Below are 11,788 nucleotides of genomic sequence, written 5' to 3'. Positions count from 1 at the left end.
TCAGGCGACTGCAACGACGTCGAGGATGCGTTGGACCACGCGGTCCTGGTCGACCCCTGCCGCCTCAGCCTCGAACGAGAGAATCACCCGGTGGCGCAGGACATCGAACAGCACCGCCTGGATATCCTCAGGGCTGACGAAGTCGCGTCCGGCCAGCCAGGCATGGGCACGCGCGCAGCGGTCCAGGGCGATCGAGCCACGGGGGCTGGCGCCATAGGCGATCCAGTCGGCCAGCTCGCTGTCGAACTTGGCCGGGGTGCGCGTGGCCATTACCAGTTGCACCAGGTACTCCTCCACTGCATCGGCCATGTACAGGCCGAGAATTTCCTTGCGCGCTGCGAAGATCGCCTGCTGGCTGACCCGGCGCTCCGGCTTGGTCTCGCCATTGAGCGCTTCGCCTCGGGCTTGCTGCAGGATGCGTCGCTCCACGGCGGCGTCGGGGAAACCGATTTTCACATGCATCAGGAAGCGGTCGAGCTGCGCCTCGGGCAGCGGGTAGGTGCCTTCCTGCTCGATCGGGTTTTGCGTGGCCATGACCAAGAACAGCGGCGACAGGTCGTAAGTGCTGCGGCCCACGCTGACCTGGCGCTCGGCCATGGCCTCGAGCAGTGCCGATTGCACCTTGGCCGGGGCGCGGTTGATTTCGTCGGCCAGCACCAAGTTATGGAAGATCGGCCCTTGCTGGAACACGAAGCTGCCGGTTTCCGGGCGATAGATTTCGGTGCCGGTGATATCGGCCGGCAACAGGTCGGGGGTGAACTGAATGCGATGGAACTGCGCCTCGACACCTTCTGCCAGCTCTTTGATGGCCTTGGTCTTGGCCAGGCCCGGCGCACCCTCGACCAGCATATGGCCGTCGGCAAGGAGGACGATCAGTAGGCGTTCAACCAGCTTTTCCTGGCCCAGGATCTGGGAGGAAAGAAAGGTGCGCAGCGCGATCAGCGCTTCACGGTGTTCCATCGGCGACGGTTCCTGGAAAGGGGCCAGGGGTGCGGTAAGCGAGCAGCCCGGGCAGGGGGTGATACTTTAATCCATCCGGGCCCATGCCGACTAATGGCGGCACGCAAATTTATGTAAGGGTTACAGACGACAGCGGCCTCGGCCGATTCCGACGAGCAAGCGGAAAAACCCTGATTCTCGCCAACGGTGGCTGTGCCTTTTGATGGAGGCTCGGTAATCAGGACGGGCAGTGACATGGCGGACCATCATGCGGCGGCATTCCCGCGACACCCGACGCCCCTGCGTCTGGGGGTGTTCTTCGACGGCACGGGCAATAATTTCTGCAATAGCCTGCGGGCCGACGATAACCCGGCTGCAGCCGACACGCGCCAGGGCAGCTACGCCAACGCACCGAGCAACGTGGCCTTGCTGCACCAGTTGTATCCTACTGGCTGTGCTGAACTGCCTGACGGCGCGCTGCGCCATTGCTTCAAGCTCTACGTCGAAGGCATCGGCACCACCCGGGGCGCGCAGGACTCGCTCTATCATCAGCTGACCGGGCGGGGGTCGACTGGGGTCAAGGCGCGGGTGGCGCAAGCTGTGCGGGCCATTGTTGAGCAGTTGCTGGGCTGGCGCCAGGCGTATCCAGGCGGACGCACCGTCAAGCTTGAGTTCGATTTGTTTGGCTTTAGTCGCGGGGCAGCGGCGGCCCGGCATCTGGTCAACGATCTGCGCCTGGGCGAAAAAAGCCAGTTGGCGCAAGCGCTGGCAAGCTTGGCCCTGCGCTGCGAAATCACCATTGAATTCGTCGGACTGTTCGATACCGTGGCGGCCATCGTGGCGCCGCTCAAGGGCAATTTCAGCCCGGCCAATGGCCGCTATTCAGGGCTGCGCCTGGGCCTTGAGCCGGGTGTGGCCAAGCAGGTGGTACAACTGGTGGCGGGCGATGAGCGACGTTACAACTACCCGCTGGTGCGTACTGAACATGACATCGTGCTGCCTGGCGTGCATTCAGACATTGGCGGGGGCTACCCTGAACGCAGCGTCGAACGGGTGCTGTTGAGCAAGCCGCAGTCCAATCGACTGCCGTTGCGCACCCCGGTGACGCAAAGTCGTGCCTATGCCTTGGCCCAGGCGCAGTTGCAGTGTGAATACAGCGATAGCCCTGCGCCACGGCCGACCGTTATCACGTGGGAAATCCCCGCGGGCGGCGGCCGGCGTGAGCTGCCAGAGAAACAGGTGTATGCCGCACTGCAGCGCGAGCGCGAGGTGTGTGGGCATCTGTCGCGCATCTACCTGCGCATCATGCACGCCTTGGCGGTGCGCAGTGGGGTGCCGTTCGCTGAGCTGGATGAAGCGCGCCAGGCATGGCGATTGCCGCAGGCACTGCATGAAATCAGCCGTAAATTGCATGCGTTCGCCCTGGGGCGTACTGCACAGCCGGGCTTGACCGAGGAGGAACAGCAACTGCTGCAGGGCCGCTACATTCACGCTTCGGCGCACTGGAACCCGCTCAAGGGGCTGCGTAACAGTATCCTCGACCTGACCTACATCGACCGCCCCGCAGAAGGTGGACGGGCGGTGCATGCCAACCGCTGAGCGAATGCGAGGCCATTGGCGGCCCCGCATTGGCTTTGCCGATCAGTTTTCGCCAATCAGTTTTTCGAATTGGAGTGCTTGCGCCCCTGGTCACACAAGGCGAATGCCACCACCAGCACGCCAGCGATGGTCAGGATCAACGCCACACCTTCGGTGGAGTGGGTCGCGGAGTTGGCCACCAGCGCCAGGCCGCCCAACGGCGCCAGGCCACCGGCCACCGCGGTGCCAATCTCGCGACCGGTGCCAAACCCCGAGGAGCGCGTCTGGGTCGGGAACTGGCGGCTGAGGAACGAGCCCTGTGGGGCGAACATCATCGGCGCCAGAATGCCGGTGCCAATGCCGATTGCGATGTAGATCATGGTCGGCTCGCCAGTGCCCAACAGTTGCAGGAAGGGGTAGGCGAACAGCGCCGACAACACACCGCCGAGCATCAGCACGGTCTTGCTGCTCCAGCGGTCGCACAGCCAGCCGAAGAACGGCACGGCGAAAATCGCCACCAGGCTGGCGATGGTCACCGACAGCGAGGTTACATGCGCCTCGACGCCCTTGAACTGGGTCAGGTAGGCCAGCGAGAAGGTCTTGAAGATGTAGCTCAGGGCGTTGTAGCCGACGGCCACGAAGAACACCACGGCTAGGCCCTTGAGGTCGTTCTTGAACAGCAGCTTGAGCGGCGAGACCTTGGGCTTGTCGTCGGACTTGTCCAGCTCCTTGAAGTCCGGGGTCTCAGGGATGCTTTTGCGCACCCACAGGCCGACAGCGACCAGCACGATGCTGGCGATGAACGGGATACGCCAGCCGCCGGCGAGCAGGAAGTCATTACCGTTCATGGTCAGCAGGTACACGGTCAGCGACGACAGCAACAGGCCCAGGTTCAGCCCCAGCGCCGGCCAGGCACCCTGGCTGCCGCGCTTGCCTTCGCTGGCGTGCTCGTAGGAGGTCACCGCGGCGCCCGACAGTTCCGCGCCAGCGCCCAGGCCCTGGATGATGCGGATCACCACCAGCAGGATCGGTGCCCAGATGCCAATCGAGGCATAGCTGGGGATCAGGCCGATCAGCGCGGTGCACACGCCCATCATGCAGAAGGTGATCACCAGTACGTGCTTGCGACCGAAGCGGTCGCCCAGGTAGCCGAACAGGATGCCGCCTAAGGGTCGGGCAATGAAGCCGATGGCGAAGGTGGAAAACGCCAGCAGCGAGGCCACTGCCGGGTTGCTGGCGTCGAAGAAGATCTTCGAGAACACGATCGCCGCCATGGTCGCGTACAGGTAGAAGTCGTACCACTCCAGCATCGAGCCGAAGATGGTCGCTGCGGCCACCTTGCGCAGGCGTTTGCGTTTCTGATCGGGGGTTTCCGTTGCGGCCACAGCCGCCTCATGTACCGACATCTGAGGTTTCCTTATTGTCTTTGTAGTTGTGTGTGCAGCAGGTTCAGCGGGCCTTGAGGATCTTTTCGGCGATCATCTGGCCGATCGGGATAGCCGAGGTGGCAGCCGGCGAGGGGGCATTGCAGACATGCACCATGCGCGGGGTCTCGGCGAACAGGAAATCGTGCACCAGGCTGCCGTCGCGCATGACCGCTTGGGCGCGAATGCCGGCTTCATAGGGCAGCAGGTCTTCCACCTGCAGCGACGGGCAGTACTTGCGGCACTGCTCCAGGTAGCCGCGCTTGAACAGCGAATTCTTCATCTCGCGGGTGCCGGAGCCGAGGTTGTTCCAGATGGTTTTCCAAAAGCCCGGGAAGCGCGCGTACTCGGCGACATCGCCCCAGTTCACCGAGAGCTTGCGGTAGTTCTCCCGGCCAAAGCCGAGCACTGCATTGGGGCCAACGGTGACGCTGCCATCGATCATCCGCGTCAGGTGCACGCCGAGAAACGGCAGCTCAGGGTCGGGGATCGGGTAGATCAGGTGGTTGACGATCTGGTTCTTGCTCGCCGGCAGGCGGTAGTACTCGCCACGAAACGGGATGATCTGGTGGTCGATCTTGACCCCGGCCAAGCGCGCCAGGCGGTCCGATTGCAGGCCCGCGCAGGCCACCAGTTGACGGGCGCGCCAGCTGTGCTCGGCGCTGCTCACTTCTACGTAATCACCGTGCTCGGCAATGGCCTGCACGCTGGTCGACAGGCGCACTTCGCCGCCGGCTCGCTCGATCACCTTGGCCATGGCGTAGCAGACCTGCTTGTAGTCGACGATGCCGGTGGCATCGACAAACAGCGCGCCTAAGCCTGCGATATTCGGTTCGCGTTGCTTGAGCTCGGCGCCATCCAGGCGCTCCACCTTCAAGCCGTTTTGCTGCGAGCGCTCATAAAGCGCCTGCATGCGCTGCATTTCCAGCTCGTTGGAGGCCACCAGCAGCTTGCCGCAGACGTCGAAGGCAATGCCGTGTTCGGTGCAGAAATCCTTGGTGGCCTGGGCGCCGCGTTTGCACAGTTCGGCCTTGAGGCTGCCCGGGGCGTAGTAGATCCCCGCGTGTATCACGCCGCTGTTGTGCCCGGTCTGGTGGCGGCCGAGGCTGGATTCCTTCTCCAGAATCAGCAATGAGGCGCCGGGGCGCTGTTCGAGCAAGGCCATCGCGGTGGCGAGGCCGACGATGCCGCCACCAATGATGAGGTAGTCGTAAGTCATGCAGGGGTACCTTGGTATTCTTGTCGGTGGATCTGCTTATCAGGTTGTCAGACTAACTAGTGCGCGTGAAAGCCTCGCCAGGTCGCGATGGGGTTCTCCGGGTTCAGTCGAGGGCGGGCAGGTCGATTTTCAGCCGTTTGGCCGAAGCGCGCAGGTGCGCTTCGGCGCAGGCGGCAGCGGCGTGGCGGTCGCCGTCGGCGATGGCCTGGTACAGCGCCTGGTGTTCGCGATTGGCGTCTGCCGACCCCCCCACTGAGTGAGTGGCGGAGTTTTCCCAGGCATTGCGGCGCGCGGCGGCCAATTGGCCGCCGAGGAAATCATGGAAGGCCACGAAGTAGTCGTTTTTGCTGGCTTCGGCGATGGCGCGGTGGAAGGCGACGTCGGCGGCGGCAGCGGCGGCCAGATCGTTACGCTTGTCGAGCATCTGCTCGAGGGCCTTGGCAATGCTCGCCAGGTCGGCGGCGTCGCGGCGGCGGGCGGCGATGGCGGCGGCTTGGGTTTCGATCCACAGGCGCATCTCGAACATCTGCACCAGGTCCGGCTTGCGCCCGTTGCTGCCGGGGAAGCGGAACACCGTGCCATTGGGCGTTTGCGAAATGTACGAGCCGAGCCCGCGGCGAGCGATCAATACACCGTCAGCCTTGAGCTGAGCCACAGCCTCGCGCACCACCGAGCGGCTGACATTGAGCTGCTCGGCCAGTTGCTGTTCGGTGGGCAGGCGCGATTCGGCGGCCAGGCGGCCGGAATCGATCTCTGCGCGGATGGCGCTGACGACCCGTTCTACCAGGGTGTCTGGGCGCTGGAGCTCTAGCATGGACGGTGATGCCTATTGATCAGGTTGTCAGACAATGCCTGTGAGGGAGGTTGGCTGTCAATTGTTTCAGTGAGTGGTGTGTTGACAGTGCTGGCCTCATCGCGGGCCAAGTCGCAGCGCGAACCGCCGCTCCCACAGGGCTAGCGCTAGTCCCGCGATGAGGCCAGCACCTTCAGTCCATCACTCAGAGCTCGCTGACGTAGGTCCCGGTGCCTTCGAGGATGATCCGCAAAGTCTCCTCGACCTCAGCCAGGTCGGTACCTTGGCTGGTCAACACGATCTCCAGGGTGTCATCCCCCTTCAGCGCATCGGTATCCCCCGCAGCCACTTCCAGCAGCAGCCGTTCGGCACTGAGCGTCACCTTCAGCCCATCCAGGGTCGAGGGCTCATCATCCAGGGTCAGGTCGACCGTGTCTTCGTCTGGATAACGGGTGAGCAAGAACATCTGGCCCTTGTCGCTGTGGCAGCACAGGGTCGCCATGTTGTCTTCCTCGTCATCGCAAGGGGTGGCGAAGAGCAGGGCGGTTTTCAGTTGCATGGGCAGCTCGGGTCAAGTGAAGTGAAAGTGAATTCTGCCAGTCTTGGGCGGATCCATAAACGAATGTTACCGGCCATTGACCGAATATGTCGCAGCGCTGCAAGCCGGGATGACCGCTCAGTCGTTAAGCTGCCCAGTCGATGGGTTCGCGTAAAGGCACAGCCGCAGGCAGTCGCTTTTGCAGGTACCCATCGTGCAATGGATGAGTGTGCCGATCACGCTCAACGCCCGGTTTCATCGTCCTGTTTTGCCGTGGGTTAGCTATGGTTGATCCATGCAAGGCGGACGCGCACGACGCTTCTCTTACAAAACAAAGCCCAAGCGGAGTACCACAGATGGCGTTCTTCACCGCAGCCAGCAAAGCCGACTTCCAGCATCAACTGCAAACGGCCCTGGCGCAGCACATCAGCGAGCAGTCACTGCCACAAGTGGCGCTGTTCGCCGAACAGTTCTTCGGCATCATCTCTCTGGATGAACTTACCCAGCGCAGGCTTTCCGACCTGGCTGGCTGCACCCTCTCTGCCTGGCGCATCATCGAGCGCTTCGATCCGCAAACCCCGCAAGTGCGGGTGTACAACCCCGATTACGAACGCAACGGCTGGCAGTCGACCCACACCGTGGTCGAAGTGCTGCACCATGACCTGCCGTTCCTGGTCGACTCGGTACGCACCGAGCTCAACCGCCGTGGCTACAGCATCCATACCCTGCAAACCACCGTGCTCAGCGTGCGTCGCGGGGCAAAGGGCGAGCTGCTCGAGCTGCTGCCCAAGGGCACCCAGGGCGAAGGCGTGCGGCATGAGTCGCTGATGTACCTGGAGATCGACCGCTGCGCCAATGCCGCCGAGCTCAACGTGCTGTCGCGCGAAATCGAGCAGGTGCTGGCCGAAGTGCGCGTTGCCGTGGCTGATTTCGAGCCGATGAAAGCCAAGCTGCGCGAGGTCGTGGCGCTGGTTGAGCAGACCCCATACCCGCAGGCGCAACACGAGAAGACCGAGGTCAAGGCTTTCCTCGAATGGTTGCTGGACAACCACTTCACCTTCCTCGGCTATGAAGAATTCACCGTCCAGGGCGATGCCGAAGGGGGTCGGATCGACTACGACGAGCAGTCCTTCCTCGGCCTGCCGCGCCGTCTGCGGGTGGGTCTGACGCCTGAAGAGCTGCGCATCGAAGACTACGCCGTCACCTACCTCAACGAGCCGCTGCTGCTGTCGTTCGCCAAGGCCGCGCTGCCCAGCCGCGTGCACCGTCCGGCCTACCCGGACTACGTGTCGATCCGCCAACTGGATGCCGACGGCAAGGTCATCAAGGAATGCCGTTTCATGGGCCTGTACACCTCCTCGGTGTATGGCGAGAGCGTGCATGCCATCCCCTACATCCGGGTCAAGGTGGCTGAAGTCGAGCGACGTTCCGGCTTCGATCCGAAGGCGCACCTGGGCAAGGAGCTGGCCCAGGTGCTGGAAGTGCTGCCGCGCGACGACCTGTTCCAGACGCCGATCGACGAGCTGTTCAGCACCGTCATGTCGATCGTGCAGATCCAGGAGCGCAACAAGATCCGGGTATTCCTGCGCAAGGATCCGTACGGCCGCTTCTGCTACTGCCTGGCGTACGTACCTCGCGAGATCTACTCGACCGAAGTGCGGCAGAAGATCCAGCAGGTATTGATGGAGCGTCTGAAGGCCAGCGATTGCGAGTTCTGGACCTTCTTCTCCGAGTCGGTGCTGGCGCGCGTGCAGCTGATCTTGCGAGTCGATCCGAAGAATCGGATCGATATCGACCCGCAGCAGCTGGAAAACGAAGTGATCCAGGCCTGCCGCTCGTGGCATGACGACTACTCGACCCTGGTGGTGGAGAACTTCGGCGAGGCCCAGGGCACCAACATCCTGGCCGACTTCCCCAAAGGCTTCCCGGCCGGCTACCGCGAGCGCTTCGCCGCCCATTCGGCGGTGGTCGACATGCAGCATGTGCTGGCCTTGAGTGAAAGCAAGCCGCTGGCGATGAGCTTCTACCAGCCGCTGACCCAGCTCGGTGAGCGCCTGTTGCATTGCAAGCTGTACCACGCCGACACGCCATTGGCGCTGTCGGATGTGTTGCCGATCCTGGAAAACCTGGGACTGCGGGTGCTTGGCGAGTTCCCCTATCGCCTGCGCCATGCCAGCGGTCGCGAGTTCTGGATTCACGACTTCGCCTTTACCTATAGCGAAGGCCTGAGCCTGGATCTACAGCAGCTCAACGACACCCTGCAAGATGCCTTCATCCACATCGTCAAGGGCGACGCCGAAAACGACGCCTTCAACCGCCTGGTGTTGACCGCCGGACTGCCGTGGCGCGACGTGGCGCTGCTGCGTGCCTACGCCCGCTACATGAAGCAGATTCGCCTGGGCTTCGACCTGGGCTACATCGCCAGCACTCTGAACAACCACACCGACATCGCCCGCGAGCTGACCCGGTTGTTCAAGACCCGCTTCTACCTGGCGCGCAAGCTCACCCAGGATGATCTGGACGACAAGCAATTGCGTCTGGAGCAGGCGATCAACAGTGCCCTGGACGACGTTCAGGTACTCAACGAAGACCGCATCCTGCGCCGCTACCTGGACCTGATCAAGGCCACCCTGCGGACCAACTTCTACCAGCCTGATGGCAATGGCCAGAACAAGTCGTACTTCAGCTTCAAGTTCAATCCCAAGCGGATCCCCGAGCTGCCCAAGCCGGTACCCAAGTTCGAAATCTTCGTTTATTCGCCACGGGTCGAGGGCGTGCACCTGCGCTTTGGCAACGTTGCTCGCGGCGGTTTGCGCTGGTCGGACCGTGAAGAAGACTTCCGCACCGAAGTGCTCGGCCTGGTCAAGGCCCAGCAGGTTAAGAACTCGGTGATCGTGCCGGTCGGCGCCAAGGGCGGCTTCCTGCCACGGCGGTTGCCGCTCGGTGGCAGCCGCGACGAGATCGCGGCTGAAGGGGTCGCCTGCTACCGCATCTTCATTTCTGGCTTGCTCGACATCACCGATAACCTCAAGGACGGCGGCGTGGTGCCACCGGCCAACGTGGTTCGCCACGATGATGACGATCCGTACCTGGTGGTGGCCGCAGACAAGGGCACGGCAACCTTCTCTGACATCGCCAACGGCATCGCCATCGATTATGGCTTCTGGCTCGGCGACGCCTTCGCCTCGGGCGGTTCGGCCGGTTACGACCACAAGAAAATGGGCATCACTGCCCGTGGCGCCTGGGTCGGCGTGCAGCGCCACTTCCGTGAGCGTGGCATCAACGTGCAGCAAGACCCGATCACCGTGATTGGTGTCGGCGACATGGCCGGTGATGTGTTCGGCAACGGCTTGCTGATGTCCGACAAGCTGCAACTGGTGGCGGCGTTCAACCACCTGCACATCTTCATCGACCCCAACCCGGACCCGGCTAGCAGCTTCGCCGAGCGCAAGCGCTTGTTCGACCTGCCACGCTCGGCCTGGAGCGACTACGACACCAGCATCATGTCCGAAGGCGGCGGGATCTTCCCGCGCAGCGCCAAGAGCATCAGCATCAGCCCGCAGATGAAGGAACGCTTCGCCATCGAAGCCGACCGCCTGACGCCGACCGAACTGTTGCACGCGCTGCTCAAGGCGCCGGTCGACCTGCTGTGGAACGGTGGCATCGGCACATACGTCAAGGCCAGCAGCGAAAGCCACGCCGATGTCGGCGACAAGGCCAACGATGCCCTGCGGGTCAATGGCAACGAGCTGCGCTGCAAGGTGGTGGGCGAGGGCGGCAACCTGGGCATGACCCAGCTTGGCCGGGTCGAATTCGGCCTCAATGGCGGCGCGACCAACACCGACTTCATCGATAACGCTGGCGGCGTCGACTGCTCCGACCACGAGGTCAACATCAAGATCCTGCTCAACGAAGTGGTGCAGGGCGGCGACATGACCGAGAAGCAGCGCAACCAGCTGCTGGGCAGCATGACCGACGAAGTGGCCTCGCTGGTGCTGGGCAACAACTACAAGCAGACCCAGGCGCTGTCGCTGGCGGCGCGTCGGGCCCGCGAGCGGATTGCCGAATACAAGCGCCTGATGGCTGACCTTGAGGCGCGCGGCAAGCTCGATCGGGCCATCGAGTTCCTGCCTTCGGAAGAGCAGCTCAATGAGCGCCTGGCTGCTGGCCAGGGCCTGACCCGTGCTGAGTTGTCGGTATTGATCTCCTACAGCAAGATCGACCTCAAGGAGCAGTTGCTCAAATCGCTGGTGCCGGACGACGACTACCTGACCCGTGACATGGAAACTGCGTTCCCGCCGTCGCTGCTCAGCCAGTTCGGCGAGGCCATGCGGCGTCATCGCCTCAAGCGCGAGATCGTCAGCACCCAGATCGCCAACGACCTGGTCAACAACATGGGCATCACCTTCGTCCAGCGGCTCAAGGAGTCCACTGGCATGAGCCCGGCCAACGTTGCCGGGGCCTATGTGATCGTGCGCGACATCTTCCACTTGCCGCACTGGTTCCGCCAGATCGAGGCGCTGGACTACCAAGTCCCGGCCGAGATCCAGCTGACCCTGATGGACGAGTTGATGCGCCTGGGCCGCCGTGCGACCCGTTGGTTCCTGCGCAGCCGGCGTAACGAGCAGGACGCCGGTCGCGACAGCGCCCACTTCGGGCCGAAGATCGCCCAGCTGGGGCTCAAGCTCGACGAGTTGCTCGAAGGGCCGACCCGCGAACGCTGGCAGGTGCGCTACCAGGGCTTCGTCGAGGCTGGCGTGCCGGAGTTGCTGGCGCGGATGGTCGCTGGCACGACCCATCTGTACACCCTGTTGCCGATCATCGAGGCCTCGGATGTCACCGGCCACGATCCGGCCCAGGTCGCCAAGGCGTTCTTCGCCGTGGGCAGTGCGCTGGACCTGACCTGGTACCTGCAGGAGATCAGCAACCTGCCGGTGGAGAACAACTGGCAGGCCCTGGCCCGCGAGGCGTTCCGCGACGATATCGACCTGCAGCAGCGGGCCATTACCATTTCTGTGTTGCAGATGGTCGATGCGCCAGAAGACATGGACGCCCGCGTGGCCCTGTGGGCCGAGCAGCACCGGGTGATGGTCGAGCGCTGGCGCGCGATGCTGGATGATCTGCGCAACGCTACCGGGACCGACTACGCGATGTACGCAGTGGCCAACCGCGAGCTGGTGGATCTGGCCATGAGTGGCCAGGCGGCGGTGGTGCCTTCCTGAGCCCTGAGGTGAGCTAAACCAAAGCCCCGGCAGCGATGCCGGGGCTTTTTCATTCGCAGTTCAGTTGTCTGTTGC

At 63.2% G+C, this 11,788-nt stretch carries 7 protein-coding genes; 2 read left to right on the top strand and 5 right to left on the bottom strand.

All coding sequences use genetic code 11. From position 1 onward, the window contains the following. On the bottom strand, nt 1–960 hold the full coding sequence (locus tag AAZU54_RS22645) for an AAA family ATPase (protein WP_186557275.1): 960 nt from the start codon (nt 958–960) through the stop codon (nt 1–3). 234 nt (nt 961–1,194) lie between these two features. Here AAZU54_RS22645 and AAZU54_RS22640 point away from each other — a divergent pair, with 234 nt between their 5' ends. Then, entirely contained in the window at nt 1,195–2,538 is a 1,344-nt protein-coding gene (locus tag AAZU54_RS22640; protein ID WP_312154215.1) for a T6SS phospholipase effector Tle1-like catalytic domain-containing protein, read from the top strand. Between the two features lie 56 nt (nt 2,539–2,594). Here the strand turns inward: AAZU54_RS22640 and AAZU54_RS22635 are convergent, their stop codons facing one another. The 4 genes from AAZU54_RS22635 to AAZU54_RS22620 all read right to left on the bottom strand — a co-directional run bounded on the left by AAZU54_RS22635 (nt 2,595) and on the right by AAZU54_RS22620 (nt 6,512). Further along, a complete protein-coding gene (locus tag AAZU54_RS22635) occupies nt 2,595–3,923 on the bottom strand; it encodes an MFS transporter (protein WP_434727705.1) in 1,329 nt (442 codons plus the stop codon). A gap of 43 nt (nt 3,924–3,966) precedes the next feature. After that, a complete protein-coding gene (lhgO, locus tag AAZU54_RS22630) occupies nt 3,967–5,160 on the bottom strand; it encodes an L-2-hydroxyglutarate oxidase (protein ID WP_404689219.1) in 1,194 nt (397 codons plus the stop codon). A gap of 103 nt (nt 5,161–5,263) precedes the next feature. Beyond that, on the bottom strand, nt 5,264–5,974 hold the full coding sequence (locus AAZU54_RS22625) for a FadR/GntR family transcriptional regulator (RefSeq protein WP_392467616.1): 711 nt from the start codon (nt 5,972–5,974) through the stop codon (nt 5,264–5,266). A gap of 184 nt (nt 5,975–6,158) precedes the next feature. Then, the gene (locus AAZU54_RS22620; protein WP_186557270.1) at nt 6,159–6,512 is read right to left on the bottom strand and encodes a hypothetical protein; all 354 of its coding nucleotides are present in this window, start codon (nt 6,510–6,512) and stop codon (nt 6,159–6,161) included. Between the two features lie 335 nt (nt 6,513–6,847). On the opposite strand from AAZU54_RS22620, the gene AAZU54_RS22615 reads away from it, so the two are divergent. Further along, a complete protein-coding gene (locus AAZU54_RS22615; RefSeq protein ID WP_434727704.1) occupies nt 6,848–11,713 on the top strand; it encodes an NAD-glutamate dehydrogenase in 4,866 nt (1,621 codons plus the stop codon). Nucleotides 11,714–11,788 lie beyond the last annotated feature (75 nt).

It is taken from the genome of Pseudomonas sp. Je.1.5.c (genome assembly GCF_051129895.1).
Classification (GTDB): Bacteria; Pseudomonadota; Gammaproteobacteria; order Pseudomonadales; family Pseudomonadaceae; genus Aquipseudomonas; species Aquipseudomonas urmiensis.
Note: the sequence above shows the minus strand (reverse complement) of the source record. Positions and strands in the feature narration are given on the sequence as shown.

Coding starts and splice junctions, on each gene's coding strand:
- AAZU54_RS22645 (WP_186557275.1), bottom strand. CDS start 960: ATGGAACACCGTGAAGCGCTGATCGCGCTGCGCACCTTTCTTTCCTCC.
- AAZU54_RS22640 (WP_312154215.1), top strand. CDS start 1,195: ATGGCGGACCATCATGCGGCGGCATTCCCGCGACACCCGACGCCCCTG.
- AAZU54_RS22635 (WP_434727705.1), bottom strand. CDS start 3,923: ATGTCGGTACATGAGGCGGCTGTGGCCGCAACGGAAACCCCCGATCAG.
- lhgO (WP_404689219.1), bottom strand. CDS start 5,160: ATGACTTACGACTACCTCATCATTGGTGGCGGCATCGTCGGCCTCGCC.
- AAZU54_RS22625 (WP_392467616.1), bottom strand. CDS start 5,974: ATGCTAGAGCTCCAGCGCCCAGACACCCTGGTAGAACGGGTCGTCAGC.
- AAZU54_RS22620 (WP_186557270.1), bottom strand. CDS start 6,512: ATGCAACTGAAAACCGCCCTGCTCTTCGCCACCCCTTGCGATGACGAG.
- AAZU54_RS22615 (WP_434727704.1), top strand. CDS start 6,848: ATGGCGTTCTTCACCGCAGCCAGCAAAGCCGACTTCCAGCATCAACTG.